The 13,502-nt window shown below is 72.0% G+C and carries 13 protein-coding genes; 6 read left to right on the top strand and 7 right to left on the bottom strand.

Going from position 1 to position 13,502, the window contains the following annotated elements:
• Positions 1-24 precede the first annotated feature (24 nt).
• From ABEA77_RS00355 to ABEA77_RS00340, 4 genes are read left to right on the top strand one after another with little or no spacing between them, the layout of a single operon-like run.
• Positions 25-513, top strand: a complete 489-nt coding sequence (locus ABEA77_RS00355) for a DUF4440 domain-containing protein (protein WP_345639709.1) — start codon at positions 25-27, stop codon at positions 511-513.
• Positions 510-1,361, top strand: a complete 852-nt coding sequence (locus tag ABEA77_RS00350; protein WP_345639707.1) for a fumarylacetoacetate hydrolase family protein — start codon at positions 510-512, stop codon at positions 1,359-1,361. Before ABEA77_RS00355 ends, ABEA77_RS00350 begins: the two co-directional genes overlap by 4 nt.
• A gap of 3 nt (positions 1,362-1,364) precedes the next feature.
• On the top strand, positions 1,365-1,784 hold the full coding sequence (locus ABEA77_RS00345) for a RidA family protein (protein ID WP_345639706.1): 420 nt from the start codon (positions 1,365-1,367) through the stop codon (positions 1,782-1,784).
• A gap of 27 nt (positions 1,785-1,811) precedes the next feature.
• Entirely contained in the window at positions 1,812-2,996 is a 1,185-nt protein-coding gene (locus ABEA77_RS00340) for a DUF3500 domain-containing protein (protein WP_345639704.1), read from the top strand.
• A gap of 32 nt (positions 2,997-3,028) precedes the next feature.
• Here the strand turns inward: ABEA77_RS00340 and ABEA77_RS00335 are convergent, their stop codons facing one another.
• Together ABEA77_RS00335 and ABEA77_RS00330 are read right to left on the bottom strand one after the other, a co-directional pair.
• Entirely contained in the window at positions 3,029-3,943 is a 915-nt protein-coding gene (locus ABEA77_RS00335; RefSeq protein ID WP_345639702.1) for a LysR family transcriptional regulator, read from the bottom strand.
• 102 nt (positions 3,944-4,045) lie between these two features.
• Positions 4,046-5,380 carry an aminomethyl transferase family protein gene (locus tag ABEA77_RS00330; protein WP_345639700.1) on the bottom strand — a complete coding sequence of 445 codons (1,335 nt, stop codon included), beginning with the start codon at positions 5,378-5,380 and terminating at the stop codon, positions 4,046-4,048.
• Positions 5,381-5,486: 106 nt separating this feature from the next.
• Here ABEA77_RS00330 and ABEA77_RS00325 point away from each other — a divergent pair, with 106 nt between their 5' ends.
• On the top strand, positions 5,487-5,999 hold the full coding sequence (locus ABEA77_RS00325) for a MarR family winged helix-turn-helix transcriptional regulator (RefSeq protein WP_345639698.1): 513 nt from the start codon (positions 5,487-5,489) through the stop codon (positions 5,997-5,999).
• 86 nt (positions 6,000-6,085) lie between these two features.
• Here the strand turns inward: ABEA77_RS00325 and ABEA77_RS00320 are convergent, their stop codons facing one another.
• On the bottom strand, positions 6,086-7,312 hold the full coding sequence (locus ABEA77_RS00320) for an MBL fold metallo-hydrolase (protein WP_345639697.1): 1,227 nt from the start codon (positions 7,310-7,312) through the stop codon (positions 6,086-6,088).
• Positions 7,313-7,746: 434 nt separating this feature from the next.
• On the opposite strand from ABEA77_RS00320, the gene ABEA77_RS00315 reads away from it, so the two are divergent.
• Positions 7,747-8,460, top strand: coding sequence for a GntR family transcriptional regulator (locus ABEA77_RS00315; protein ID WP_345639695.1), 714 nt, complete (start codon positions 7,747-7,749; stop codon positions 8,458-8,460).
• A 21-nt stretch (positions 8,461-8,481) separates the two neighbouring features.
• Here ABEA77_RS00315 and ABEA77_RS00310 read toward each other — a convergent pair whose 3' ends face one another.
• The 4 genes from ABEA77_RS00310 to ABEA77_RS00295 all read right to left on the bottom strand — a co-directional run bounded on the left by ABEA77_RS00310 (position 8,482) and on the right by ABEA77_RS00295 (position 13,476).
• Positions 8,482-9,636 (bottom strand): ABC transporter ATP-binding protein, encoded by a 1,155-nt coding sequence (locus ABEA77_RS00310; protein WP_345639694.1) that lies wholly within the window; start codon positions 9,634-9,636, stop codon positions 8,482-8,484.
• A 6-nt stretch (positions 9,637-9,642) separates the two neighbouring features.
• Positions 9,643-11,415, bottom strand: coding sequence for an ABC transporter permease (locus ABEA77_RS00305; RefSeq protein WP_345639693.1), 1,773 nt, complete (start codon positions 11,413-11,415; stop codon positions 9,643-9,645).
• Between the two features lie 84 nt (positions 11,416-11,499).
• Positions 11,500-12,585, bottom strand: coding sequence for an ABC transporter substrate-binding protein (locus tag ABEA77_RS00300; RefSeq protein ID WP_345639691.1), 1,086 nt, complete (start codon positions 12,583-12,585; stop codon positions 11,500-11,502).
• Positions 12,586-12,594: 9 nt separating this feature from the next.
• Positions 12,595-13,476, bottom strand: a complete 882-nt coding sequence (locus ABEA77_RS00295; protein ID WP_345639690.1) for an amidohydrolase family protein — start codon at positions 13,474-13,476, stop codon at positions 12,595-12,597.
• Positions 13,477-13,502: the final 26 nt, after the last annotated feature.

Below are 13,502 nucleotides of genomic sequence, written 5' to 3'. Positions count from 1 at the left end.
GCCCCGACCGTACGAAGGACTGACATGAGCACCCACCCTTGCGACCCCGTCGTGTACGCGGGCGACGAGACCCGCGCGCAGATCCTCGCGGCGGAGGAGCGCAGGCGCGCCGCCCTCCTCGCCACCGACCTGGACGCCCTCGACGACCTGTACGACGAGACCCTCGTCCACACCCACGCCCCGGGACTGACTCACGACAAGGCGCAGCTGCTCGAACACGTGGCGACCCGGCAGGCGTATCTGGGCATCACGCGCGGACCCCTGACCATCCGGCTGATCGGCGACGCGGCGATCGTGACCGGGCGCATCACCAACCGGCTCGACAGCCCGGACGGCACGGAGCGGATCGTCCAGGGACAGGCCATCCAGGTGCTGCGCCGCTGCGAGGACGGCGCCTGGCGCTTCGTCAGCTTCCAGATGACCCCCGACGGCAAGCACGTCTGGCCCGCCACGGAGGCGGAGCGCGCGGGCCTCGCGGACACGGCGACCGAGCAGAAGGGCCGGCCCGCATGAAACTCGCGCGCTTCCACCTCGAAGGCGGCCCCGTACGGCTCGGCCGCGTCGACGGCGACCAGGTCGTCGACATCTCCGACGCGGCCGGCACCACCTCGCTGCGGGCGCTCCTTCCCGACCTCGCCGCGCGCGCGGAGCACATCGCCCAGGCGCGCGGCCGGACGCACCAGCTGGCGGACGTCGTCCTCGACGCCCCCGTCGACGATCCCCAGAAGTACCTGGGCATCGGGATGAACTACCGGGAGCACGCGGAGGAGGCGCGCCAGGCGGGCATCCCCGTCCCGGCCCACCAGTTGTGGTTCAACAAGCAGGTCTCCTGCATCGCAGGGCCGCACGCCGACATCGTGAAGCCGGACCTCTCGGACCAGCTCGACTACGAGATCGAGCTCGGCGTCGTGATCGGCCGCCGCTGCAAGCACGTGACGGCGCGGGACGCGCGGTCGGTGATCGCGGGCTACCTCGTCGCCAACGACGTGTCGGTCCGCGACTGGCTGCAGAAGCGCTCTCCCACCTTCACCCTCGGTAAGTCCTTCGACACCCACGGCCCCCTCGGCCCCTGGCTCACCACGGACGACGAGATCGCCGACCCGCTCGCGCTGCGGATGACGCTGACCGTGAACGGCGAGGTGCGCCAGGACTGGCCGACGAGCGACATGATCCACGACATCTACGAGCAGATCGCCTACCTGTCCCAGGTCTTCACCCTCATGCCGGGGGACGTTCTCGCCACGGGAACGCCGTCCGGCATCGGCGCCCCGACCGGGAACTTCCTGCGCGTCGGCGATGTGGTGCGCGCCGAGATCCAGGGCCTCGGGGCCCTGGAGAACCGCGTCGTCGCGGAAGGCTGAGCGATGAGCGAGCGGGTCAGTGTGGAACTGCCGGGCTTCGCGCACGCGAACCCGGTCCCGGTGGCCGCGAGGATCGGCCCCTTCGTGGCATCCGGCGCCCTCACGGGCCGCGACCCGGCGAGCGGCGCCATGCCGCCGGGACTCGACGAGCAGTGCGCCAACGTCTTCGCCCATGTGCGCGCGCTGATGCGGGCCGTGGGCGGCAGCGCCGACGACATCCTGAAGCTCACCTTCCATCTCGCGGAGCCGGGGGACCGCGAGGCACTCAACCGGGAGTGGCTCGCCATGTTCCCCGACCCCGCGCGCAGGCCCGCACGGCAGGCCGTCGCCGCGCGCCTCGACGGCGCCGCTCGGGTCCACTGCGACCTGCTCGCCGTGCTCCCCGCGACCGTTGTGCGCCAGCCGCCCGAACCGACCGCCTGACCCGGCCGCCTGAGGCGGAGGAGGAACATGCCGAACCCCACCCCCATGAGCTACGAGGCGCCGCGCGCCATCAAGCGGATGCTGTTCTCCGCGTGGGCCCTGCTGGACTCGCTCCCCCCGGAGCTCAGGGACCGCATGCACATCCCCGACATGGCCGACCCGCGCCGTGCGGACTGGGACTTCATCCCCAAGCCCGACCGCACGGGCGTGCCCCTCGGCAGCCTCGAAGGCCACCAGCGGACCCTGGCCCACACCCTGCTGAAGTCCGGTCTCAGCATGCGGGGCTACAGCCAGGCGCTCGCCGTCATGGCCTCCGAGAACATCCTGCGCGAACTGGACGTGATCGAGCGTGGGTTCGGCGTCTTCGCCGGTGAGTTCCGCAACCCGGACGCCTACTGGTTCACGATCTTCGGCCGGCCGGGCTTCGAGGACACCTGGGGCTGGCGCGTCATCGGCCACCACTTCTCGCTCAACGCCACCGTCGTCGCCCAGCGGTATCTCACCGTCACCCCGCTGGCCATGGGCGCCATGCCCCTGCCTGCGGGCGTCCTCGACCCGCTGGGCGAGCACGGGCGCATGGCGTTCGACGTGCTGCGCTCCCTGCCGCCCGATCTGCGCGAGCGCGCGGTCGTCCACGACGTGGCACCGGCCGACTTCGTGACCCGCCAGGTGCCCAGGGTCGGCGCGGAGGAGTGGCCCGACCCGGTCGACCTGGGCATCGTGGGCTACACCACCACCGACGACGACCGCCGCAGGCTGCGCTTCACCAAGGAGGCGCCGTCGGGCGTCTGCGGCGCGGACCTCGGCGGCGCGGAACTCGCCGCTGTGCGCGACCTGTTGATGCGGTACGTCGACACGGGCCCCGAGGAGATCACCGCGCGCTACCGCGAAGAGGTGTTCCGCGAGGACCCCGCCGCCCTGCACTTCGCGTGGGCGGGCGGCACCGAGCCCGACACGGCGCACTACTACCGCATCTCGACGTCCGGCCTGCTGGTCGAGGCGGACAACGCGGTGGCGGCCGGGCAGCACAAGCACACCGTGTGGCGCGATCTGGCCAACGACCTCGGCCACGATCTCCTGCTCGACCACTACGCCCGCCACGGGCACCACGGCGACCATCTCAGCCGCAGGCTGGTCTCCAACCGGCCGGACGCCGCCAGCCCCCTGCGGACGGGCGCCTGGTACCCGCCGCAGGTGTACACCAGGGACTGACCCGCGGGAAGTGCGCCCGGCGCCCCGGGACGTCAGCCGGACCCGGCCGGCCGAAGCCCCCGCGGTGCCGAGTCCTTGAACCACCGGCTCACGAAGTCCAGCAGGGCGCGCACCCGCCCCGGGGTCGCCACCCCCGCGGCGTGCACCGCGTGCAGTGACCGCTGCCGTCCCTGGAAGAGGACCTCCAGCTCTCCCGCCTCGACCGCCGTGTGCGCCGAACGCAGGGGCAGGAGTGCGACCCCCCTGCCCCTGACCGCGGCCTTCTGGAGCGCGAGATAGGAGTTCGTCCCGAACGCGCTGCGGCCGATCCTGTGCGCCTGCTGCCCGTCCGGCGTCTCCAGCCACCAGCAGAGCTCCTGGTCGTGCGTGAGGCAGTCGTGGCCCGCCAGCTCGTGCACCGTGCCGGGGCGCCCGTGCTCGCGCAGATAGCCGGGGGAGGCGCACAGGACGAACGGCAGGTCGGCGATGCGGCGCAGGCGGACGTGCGCGTCGCGCAGCGGACGGGTGTGGAAGGAGACGTCGAAGCCGTCGTCGAGGAACGCGTAGGCCCGGTCCTGGACGCCGCCGAGGGAGAGGCGTACCTCGACCTCGGGATGCAGCACGGAGAAGTCGGCGATCGCGTCCCCCAGGTCGAGGCTGCCGAGCCACTTCGGGCAGACGATCGAGAGGGTCCCGGAGAGGCCGGCGTCGGCCTCCGTGAGGCTCCGCTCCTCCCGTTCGATCTCGTCCAGGACGCGCCGTGCGAAGGCGGTGTAGCGCGCCCCGTGCTCCGTGAGGCTCACCGAACGCGCGGTCCTGTTGACGAGCCGCACACCGAGGTGCCTCTCCAGGCCGGCCACGTGCCGCGAGACCGACGAGGGGGAGGCGCGCACCCACTCGGCCGCGCCGGCGTAGCTTCCGGTGTCCGCCACGGCGACGAGGCTCCGCATGGCCAGGAGTCTGTCCATCGTCGCGCGCCTCCAGCCACCGCCGTGCTCCTTCGCACGTCCATGCTGGCGGTTGCCACTAGATCGTGCAAGTACCCGTGCGTCTCCGCGGGGCCCGCGGGCTCAGTCCTTCCGGTAGCCCGCCCGCGCGAACTCGTTGTAGGGGCAGGGCTGCACGGTCGCCCGGATGCGGGGGAAGCCCAGGTCGGCGTCGGGTGCGACGCCGCCGCCCGGGTGGTCGCCCCAGACCACCGTCACCCGGGTGCCCGGGGCGGCCTTGTCCGGGGCGACGAGCGCCAGGCTGAGCAGGGTGCCGTAGGGGTCGCTGAACGCGGTGTACTCGGTCTTGCCCACCAGCGCGCCGTCGGCCTCGACCCGCTGCTTCGCCAGGGTGTTGACGATGCCGTGGCCGGTCCCGAGGGCCGCGGCCACGTCGTCGGCGTCCATGACGAGGGTGACCTTGCGGCGCCGCTCGGCGTCCCGCAGGGCGCGCAGCGCGTCGCGGCCGAGGAAGTCGTGGCGGAAGGAGACGGACCTGCCGTAGCCGAGTTCGTAGGGCGTCACGCAGTAGTCGGCGATGTCGGGGGAGTGGAAGCTGCCGTTGAGGGGCTGCATCCCGTCCGGTGTGTGCAGCGGGAGCCAGGACCTGTACGCCCTCTGGTCTGGCGTGTCGTCGTAGATCGCCGGAACGGGCGCGGGCACCCAGCCGCCCTCGGCCTGGGCCGTCGGGTAGGCGAGCGAGCCGACGCGCTCGAGCCCGAACTGCTCGCCTGCCTTCATGAGGGCCTCCTTGACCGGGGCGTGGTCGGCGTGGTCGCCGATGAATTCGTAGCCCGGCTGGCCCGCCATGCCGTGGCGGAGCGCGCGGAAGTGCTTTCCCGCGAGGGTGACGTGCGAGGCGTGGAAGAACCTGGTCCCGGGCAGCGGGCCGCCGAAGGCCGCCTCGATCAGCTGCTGCGCGTGCGGCCCCTGGATCTGGTACCGGAAGAACGGGGGGATGTGGCCGGGGTCCCGTGAGCAGTCGGGGTCGCTCGCGAGGTCGACGTCGTAGCCGCGCTGCCGTGCGTGGTAGGTGATCCAGTTCTGCACGGTCGGGCGGCCGGTGACGACGTAGTCCTGCTCGCCCCGGCGCAGCAGGATGGCGTCGCCGACGAGGAAGCCGTTCTCGTTCACCACGACGAGCTGCTTCGCCTGGTCGACCGCGAACTTCTCGTAGTCGTTGGCGCTCAGTTCGCTGAGCATGCGGGTCGCGTCGGGCCCGGTGATGAAGGTGTCCCACATGTGGTACGAGAGGTCCATGAGTGCGACGCCGTGCTGCCAGGCGGCCTGCTCCGTGCGCCAGCCCGCGTACTCAGGCTCCACCACGGGCGGGGTCCACGGCTGCGGTGTGTCCGTCCAGCGCAGTCCCACCGCGGAGCCCGCTCGGTCGATGCCGTCCTGGAGGCTTGGTGCTGCCATCGTGTTCTCTCCGTTCTCCGGGCTCCGCGCAGGGCGGGCCGCCAGTTGACAGTTGTATGGCAACATAGAAGATGGCTGATAACAAGACTGCGAGAAGGAGGCATCCATGAGCGATCCTGCGACGTCCTGGGACGGCGCGTTGACCCATGTGCTGTGGTCCGCGCAGAACGCCGTGCACCGGCGGGTGCAGGAGGCACTCGAAGGACTCGGCGTCACGGCGACCCAACTCGGCCTCGCCGTGCACCTCGACGAGCTGGGCCCGCTGTCGGCGGCGGACCTCTCCCGGGGCTTCCACATCGCGCCGCAGAGTGTCGGCACCGCACTCGGCCACCTGGAGAGGCTCGGCTGGGCGGGTCGGCGCCCGCACCCCGTGCACGGCCGCGTCGTGCTGTACGCACTCACCGACACCGGTCGCGCGGGTGTGGCGCACGGCCGGGAGGCGATGGCGGAGGCCAACGAGGCGGTCACGGCCGGGCTCTCGGCCGCCGAGGTCGCCCGCCTGACCGAACTGCTCCGCCGGGTCACGGAGGGAATCGACGGACCCGTCGCCGGGGTACAGCCGAGCCGGCCCCTGCGCGGACAGGGACGGGAGCACACGCCGCGCATGGGCAGCGCCTGATCCGGTCGCCGGCCCGGTGCCCCCGGGCGGGCGCGCCGCCGGTCCGTGCCGGGGAGCGGGCGCGGGCGGGGGCCCGTGTGGGCCCGCTACGCGGTGACGGGGACGCGGAGCAGGTCGGTGCCCGCGATCATCCGGCCGCCGTAGTGCGCCGTGCGCGCACTGTCCCGGAGCAGCCGCTTCCAGGCGGCGTCCGACACGGCGTCCCGCTGTCCCGGACTGAGGTGGGTGGTGGCCAGGGCGCCGACGCCGGCGCTCGCCGCGATGGCGCCGAGTTCCGCCACATCGGTGTGGACGGCCTTGATGTGCTTCAGCAGGTCCTCGGGCAGGCCGAGCCCGGGCAGGGCGGCGGGGTAGAACGTTTCGTGGACGAGGAGGCCCGCGCCCTTGGCCAGGGCAACGACGTTGGGGGTCGGTCCCGTGTCGCCCGAGAAGACGACGCTGCCGTGGTCCGTGTCGAAGCGGTAGGCGTAGGCGGGGTAGACGGCGCCGTGCGGGACGAGGACGGCCGTCACTCTGAGCGTGTCGTCCTCCATGACGGTGAACGGTTTCATCGCGGGCGCGGTGCGGGTGGCGGAGGCGCCGGTGGCGCGGGGCGGCAGGACGTCGTGGGCGTCGAGCAGGCCGGCCGGGTCGACCCCGGACTTCTCCGCCATGAAGAAGGTCGGGGACGCGGCGTAGGCCTGCGAAGCGAGCCGTGTCATCCCGACGGTCCCCGGCAGGCGCCCCGGGGCGTCGGTGACCGTGGACTCGACACCGGCGGGGCCGGGCCCGTAGACGGGAATCGCCCGGTGGAAGCCCTGTGAGCCGGGGATGCCCGCCGACAGCAGAGGGAACGAGAAGTAGTCGACGACGTGGTCCGAGTGGAGGTGGGTGAGGAAGATGCCCGCGAGAGACGGCATCGACAGGCCGGCCCGCAGGTACTGGCTGACCGCTCCCCGGCCGCAGTCGACGACATAGGTCTTTCCGTCCACGACGAGGGCCGACGAGATGCCGTACCGCTCGGCCAGCGGCGCCGGGCCGCCGTTGGTCCCCAGCAGGACGACGGACAGCCCGGCGGCGGTGGAGGCCGGTGTCGAAGCGGCGGCGGCCCGGGGGTGCGCGCTGTCCGACGGTCGCGTGCCGTTGGAGCACCCGCCGAGCAGCGGCACGGACGTCAGGGCCGCGGAGCCCGCGATGGCGTGGAGCACGCCCCTGCGGGAAGGCGCGGGCGCGTCGGGGTGCGCACTGCCCCGGGCGCCAGGACTCCTGGACGCTGCCTTGCCCGGTGTGTCGTCCTGTGTGTCGTCCGCCGGTTCGTACTCGTCTTCACACATGGCTCTGACCGGCCCTTTCACGGCTCGTGGCGGTAAGCGCGGCGGGTCGTCGGGCCGTCCCTGGCCCCCTGTGCGCCCACCGCAGGACGTCATGGTTGTGGAGCGGGACGGTGTTGTCCACGGACAGGACGGCCGCGAGCGGTCCCGGTCGGCAACCATTGGTTTCCTCCCGTGCCGGGGCGGTCCTGGTGGGCCGTCCGGCTGTGAAGTGTGCAACAACACCGGGTGCTTTCCGTGGGTGCGTGGGGGACGGGCAAGCCGCACATGCCGATACGATGGGGCACCCGTCACGGAAGGGCTCCTGCGATGCGGAAAAGTTGTCGTACAATACGGGGGAGGAGCGCCGGGGTCGGCACTCCGCAGCACGACGAAATCGGTGGTGTCGGCCTCGCCGCGCGCCTGCTGGTGTCCTCACCACGCTGGAGGGCTGCATCATGACGCTGGCCACGGGCACGGGCCCCGCGGGCGGTACCGACGCCAACGCCAACCGGACCGTACAGGCGTACAACGAACTGCGCGCGCTGCTCCTTTCCGGGCACTACGAACCGGACTCGCGCCTCACCGAGTCCGAGCTGACCGCACGGCTCGGCGTCTCGCGCGGGACGGTGCGCTCGGTGCTCGCGCGCCTCGCCCAGGAGGGCTACGTCACCGCGGAGGCGCACCGCAGCGCGCGCACCCGGTCGTTCTCCGTCGACGAGGCGCTGGAGATCCTGGAGACCCGTGAGGTGCTGGAGGCGGCCCTCGCGGCGAGCGCCGCGCGGCGCGCCACGGAGGACGACCTCGCGGCGATGACCGCGACCTGCGAGCGCATGTGGGAGTGCCAGGTCCCCGGCGGGCGCGACGAGTACTGGAAGCTCAACCGCCGCTTCCACGGGCAGATCCGCGCCGCGGCGCGGCACGCCACCCTCTCCCGGTTCGTCGACAGCCTGCTCCACCCGCTGGTCATGCAGCAGTACCGCGACGCGGACCGCTCGCACCCCAGGACCGACTCCGTGCGGGAGCACGAGGCGGTGCTCGCCACGATCGCCACCGGCAACCCGGAGGCCGCCGCCGCGGCGATGCGCCACCACCTGTCCGCCGCCCGGCGGGCGCTGCAGCTGCAGCTCGCCGAGCCGGGCGGCGACCCCGGGCGCCCGTCGGGACGTTGACAGCCGTGGTCCTGGCTGCGGTCAGGACCACAGGGCGATCGTCCGCGCCGGGTCCAGGGCCACGGTCACCTCGTCGCCGGGGCGGGCCGTGAGATGGGCGTCGGCGTGCGCCCGCAGCTCCGTGCCGTCCAACGAGACCACCACCTCCTGCCGGTCCCCGAGGTACTCGCTCGACGCGATGCGCGCGGCGAAGCGGTTCGTCCCCCGCGCCTCTGCCGTGCCCGCGGTGACACGGATGTTCTCCGGCCTGACGCACACCGACAGTTGGCCGCCGGCCCGGGGGGCCGCGGCGGGGACGGTGAAGCGCTCACACCGCACGGCCCCCAGGGCGGTCTTCGCGACGACCGCGCGGTCGGCGGAACCCACCGCGCCCTCCGCCACCCCGGGCACGAGGTTGGCGCTCCCGACGAAGTCGGCGACGAAGCGCGAGGCCGGCGAGTCGTAGATCTCGTCGGGGGATCCGATCTGCTCGATCCTGCCCTGGTTCATGACCACGATGGTGTCCGACATGGCGAGCGCCTCGCCCTGGTCGTGTGTCACATAGATCGTCGTGACCCCGAACTTCTGCTGGAAGGAGCGGAGTTCGGTGCGCAGCTGGGAACGCAGCTTGGCGTCCAGGTTGGACAGGGGCTCGTCGAGCAGCAGGACCTCGGGCTCGCACAGCAGGGCCCTCGCCAGTGCGAGGCGCTGCTGCTGGCCGCCGCTGAGCTGGACCGCCCACCGGTCGGCGTACTCCGAAAGACCCACCTGTTCCAGCATCGCGAGGACGCGCCGCCGGGTCTCCGCACGCGGATAGGTGGTCCTGCCGTGGCGCAGCGGGAACGCGGCGTTCTCGAACACCTTCATGTGCGGCCAGATGCCGTAGGACTGCGGCACCATCGCGATGGGCCTGGCCTCCGGGGGCACGTCGCGGCGGGCGGCGGCCGAGAAGACCGGCCGGCCGCTCATCGAGATCTCCCCGCGGTCCGCCGTCTCCAGCCCGGCGAGGCAGCGCAGCGTGGTCGTCTTGCCGCACCCGCTCGGCCCGAGCAGGGTGAAGAAGTGGCCCCGCGGCACGGCGAAGCCGACGTCCTCGATACCGCGACCCGGCCCGCCGGTGCGCTGGGCCGTGTACCGCTTCTCCAGGCCGGAGATTTCGACGGAGCAGTCGGAAGAGGGCGAGTTGTGCACGGTCACGACACCTCACACGTGTTGTTGGAAGCCGCGGCGGTTGACCCACCAGACGGAGACGGAGGAGACAGCGAGCAGCAGGACGGCGAGGGCGCTCGCCTCGGGATAGTCCGCGCTCTCCCCGATCATGTCCCACAGCAGGACGACGACGGTGCGGTTGTCCGAGCTCGACAGCAGGAGCGCGATGGGGAGTTCGCCCAGCGCGTTGGCGAACACCCACAGCCAGGTCCGTGACACGGCGGGCGCGACGAGGGGCAGGACCACCCTGCGTATCACCGTCGTGCCGGACGCCCCCAGGGCGCGGCCCACCTCTTCGAGCCCGGGGTCGAGCTGGAGCAGGGCCGTCTGGACCATGCGCGAACCGCGCGGAATGTAGCGGGTCGTCAGCGCGATGACGATGATCCAGACGGTCCCGTACACGGGAATGGGCAGGAAGAGGTAGAGGAAGAGCACCGCCATGCCGAGCACGACGCTCGGGATGGCGAAGACCAGGAAGGACAGGTCGAAGAGCGCCGCGCCGGCACGGCCGCCCCGGGTCGACGCCAGGGCGAGCCAGGAGCCGAAGGCTGCGGTCAGGGTCGCGGTCAGCAGGCTGATGACCAGGGTGTTGACGACCGCGCGGCTCAGGCTCGGATCGGTGAAGATCGAGGCGTAGTTCGCGAGGGTCAGCCCGTGCAGGCCGTCAAGGCTGATCGGCCGCAGAAAAGGCGCCAGGCTCGTCCAGACCAGTGTGAGGATGGGTATGACGATCGCGACGAGCACGTACAGCGCCACGACGGCGGCCGCGGGGGCGCGCCACCGCCCGAGCCTGGTGGGCGTCACCCGGTAGCCCTTCCCCGACACCACGCGGAAGCGGTGTGCCTCGCGCGTCTGGCGCCGGTACGCGGCGATCATCACGAGGGACAGCAGGACCAGCAGGACGCCGTACGCGCTGGCTTGGCCGTAGTCGGGCAGGCCCGAGGGGGGTTGGAGCGCGGCCTGGACGTAACTGCTGAAGACATAGATCTGGTTCGGGGTCCCGAGCATGGCCGGGATCGCGAACTCCTCGAGTCCCACCACCACCAGCAGCATGGCGGCGGCGGAGATCGCCGGCAGGGTGAGCGGCAGTACCACCTTGCGCGTCCGGGTCAGCCAGCATGCGCCCGAGGTGGCCGCGGCCTCCTCGAACTCCAGATTCAGCCGGGCGAACGCCGGCGCGATCATGATGTACATTCCTGGGACGCCGAAGATCCCGGCCACCAGGATCATGCCGGGCAGCGAGTAGATGTCGACCGTGTACCCGAGGGTCCGCTTCACCGCGATGGCCAGGGGCCCGTTGGCGGGATTGGCCGCCAGGACCCAGGCCACGGCCATCACGGTGGCGGGCACGGCCATGGGCGCCAGTGTGCTCGGTGCGAGGATGCGGCGCCCCGGGATGTCGGTCCTCTCGAAGAGGTAGGCGAGCGCGACGCTGACGACTGAGGCCAGCAGCACGGTGCCGGCCACGAACACCAGCGAGTTGAGCGCGATGGGGGGCAGGCGCTCGGACGTGAAGATCCGTGTGAAGTCGGCGAGCGAGAAGCCCTTCACCTGGAAGGGGAGCTTGAACTGGCTGTCCTTGAGGCTGCCGTAGATTAGCATCGCCAGGGGGAAGAGCACGGAGAGGGCGAGGACGGCGCCGATGGCGGCGTTGACGCCAGCCAGGACGCGATCACGGCGTTTGGGGCGCGCGTCGGGGGCGCCGGGCTCCGCGGGGCCGCGGCGCTCGGAGCGCACACCTGCGGAGGGCTTGGTGCCAGACTGCATCGTCGAAGTCTCCAAGGGTGGGCGGCGGGGGTCTCTGCCTGCGGCGACCGCACGCGGCGGGCCGCGGCCCGCCGGTGGCGGCCGTCAGCCAACGTCGGTGCCCAAGGCGTCTTCGACCTTGGGGAAGAAGGCGGAGAACCGCTCGTACTGCTTGACGTCGGTTTCGCTGTACCACCGCACTCCGGCCTTGCAGAGGGCGCCGATGACCCGGTTGGTGTCGGCCTGCGAGCAGTCGGTGTCGGTGGGTATGACCGAGTTGTAGGTGCCTACCAGGGCTGCCTGGCCCGCCTTGGAGGCCAGGAACGCGGTGAGGAGGCGCCCGGCAGCAGGATGGGGCGAGCCCTTGGGTACGAAGAGGTACGACTTGTTGGCGTTGGTGGGGCCGACCGGGGCGACCGCGATCGGCGCGCCCTTGTCCTGGTCCTGCAGCACGAGGTTGATCAGGTCGGTGCCCACCGGCGTCTGGGCGGAGACGATGTTGGTGTGCGCCTGCGTGGTGTTGTCGGTGTAGTGGGGCTTGAGAGCGGCGAGCCGGGAGGCGTAGGAGAGGCCGGGGCCGGTGCCGAGCGAGGAGTCCTGGGCCCATACGGTCATGAAGGAGCCGCGTGACTCGACGGTGAGCCTGCCGCCCTTCCACCGGGGGGCGAGCAGGTCCTGCCAGTTGGTGGGCACGTCGGCCTTGGGTACGGCGTCGGTGTTGTAGGCCCAGACCTTCGGCACGGCCCAGACGTAGACGAAGTCGTGGGCGAAGACCTGGCCCGAGGGCACACCGTACTCGGACCAGTCCACCTTCGACGCCATGTCGAGCGACGGCAGGACGGTGAGCCCGCCGGAGTTGGAGACGTCGAAGCTCACGCGGTCGGCCGCCTGCTCGACGTTGAGCTGGGTCACGAGGTCGGGCGCCTTCTTGTTGGTGTACTTGACCTTGATGCCCGGGTACTTCTTCTGGAAGGCCTGGATGGCCGGCCGCATCTGGGACTCGGGTTTCGGTGCGAACCAGATGACCTCGCCCTCGGCCTTCGCCTCCTGGTACAGGGTGCCGAGGTCCTTGGCCTTCGGGGCCGGGGGAGGGCCGCCGCCGCATGCGGAGGCGAGCACGGCGGCGGCCGTACCGAGGGCGGTGAGGGCGGCGCGGCGTCGGCGCCGGACGGGACGGCGGGCTCGGTTCACGGTCACTGCCTAGCGCCCGGCGGCGGGGGCGGTGTTGGCGGCGAGCCCGTACAGCCGCGCGGCGGTGCCGCCGGCGATCATCGCTAGCTCGGCGTCGTCGAGCGCCGGCAGCTGCCCGGTGACAAGGGCCGCGAGCTCCGCCAGTGTCCCCGCGGAGGCGGGGAAGTTCGAACCCCACATCACATGGTCCGCGCCGAACTTCCCGATCAGCGCCCGTACCAGCGGCGCGGCGGAGCCGGCCTCGCGCTGGGCGCGCAGGACGGCGGGCGGTGTGAGCTTGACGAAGACGCGGCCCGTCTCGTGGAGCGGGGTGGCCGCCGGGTCCTCGGGGTAAAGCGGTACGCCCTCGTCGAGGTCGGGCCGTCCCGCGTGGTCGAGGACCACGGTCAGCCCGGAGTATTTCCGGAGGAGTTCCGCCAGCATGGGAGCGTGCCGCGCGTGCATCTGGATGCACACCGGCGCTCCGCGGTCGGAGAGGAACTGCCATACTGGCGCCATGCGTTCGTCGTCGAGCCCGCGGCCGGGCGTCGGCACCGCGGTCGTCCCGTCCGCGGCGCGGATGCGCACCCCGGTGAAGCCCCGTTCGTCGATCCAGTGGCGAAGGTCGTCGACCGCGGTGGGGGAGAGGAAGTCGACCGAGCAGACGCCGCTGACGCGATCGGCGTGCAGGGCGAGCTGGTCGGCCAGGTAGCTGTTGTCGAAGCCGTAGACCGTGGACGCCTGCACCACGACGAGGCGTTCGACGTTAGCCGCTTCCGCCTGGCGCAGCAGTTGGCCGATGTCGGCGGGCCGCTCCTGCGACCAGGTGGAGCGGTGGCCGCCGAGCGGAGCGGTGGGATAGGCGTCGGTGTCGGGCGAGATGATGTGCGTGTGCGTGTCGACGTGGAGCATGGGCACCTCCATACGGGTGGGCTGCG

The sequence above is a fragment of the Streptomyces tremellae genome, assembly GCF_039540215.1.
GTDB lineage: Bacteria > Actinomycetota > Actinomycetes > Streptomycetales > Streptomycetaceae > Streptomyces > Streptomyces tremellae.
The sequence above is the reverse complement of the archived record's forward strand: the minus strand, read 5'-3'. Positions and strand labels throughout refer to the sequence as shown.

Bases quoted from the DNA above. Each gene is read 5' to 3' on its own strand.
- ABEA77_RS00355 (WP_345639709.1), top strand. From the start codon at position 25: ATGAGCACCCACCCTTGCGACCCCGTCGTGTACGCGGGCGACGAGACC.
- ABEA77_RS00350 (WP_345639707.1), top strand. From the start codon at position 510: ATGAAACTCGCGCGCTTCCACCTCGAAGGCGGCCCCGTACGGCTCGGC.
- ABEA77_RS00345 (WP_345639706.1), top strand. From the start codon at position 1,365: ATGAGCGAGCGGGTCAGTGTGGAACTGCCGGGCTTCGCGCACGCGAAC.
- ABEA77_RS00340 (WP_345639704.1), top strand. From the start codon at position 1,812: ATGCCGAACCCCACCCCCATGAGCTACGAGGCGCCGCGCGCCATCAAG.
- ABEA77_RS00335 (WP_345639702.1), bottom strand. From the start codon at position 3,943: ATGGACAGACTCCTGGCCATGCGGAGCCTCGTCGCCGTGGCGGACACC.
- ABEA77_RS00330 (WP_345639700.1), bottom strand. From the start codon at position 5,380: ATGGCAGCACCAAGCCTCCAGGACGGCATCGACCGAGCGGGCTCCGCG.
- ABEA77_RS00325 (WP_345639698.1), top strand. From the start codon at position 5,487: ATGAGCGATCCTGCGACGTCCTGGGACGGCGCGTTGACCCATGTGCTG.
- ABEA77_RS00320 (WP_345639697.1), bottom strand. From the start codon at position 7,312: ATGTGTGAAGACGAGTACGAACCGGCGGACGACACACAGGACGACACA.
- ABEA77_RS00315 (WP_345639695.1), top strand. From the start codon at position 7,747: ATGACGCTGGCCACGGGCACGGGCCCCGCGGGCGGTACCGACGCCAAC.
- ABEA77_RS00305 (WP_345639693.1), bottom strand. From the start codon at position 11,415: ATGCAGTCTGGCACCAAGCCCTCCGCAGGTGTGCGCTCCGAGCGCCGC.
- ABEA77_RS00295 (WP_345639690.1), bottom strand. From the start codon at position 13,476: ATGCTCCACGTCGACACGCACACGCACATCATCTCGCCCGACACCGAC.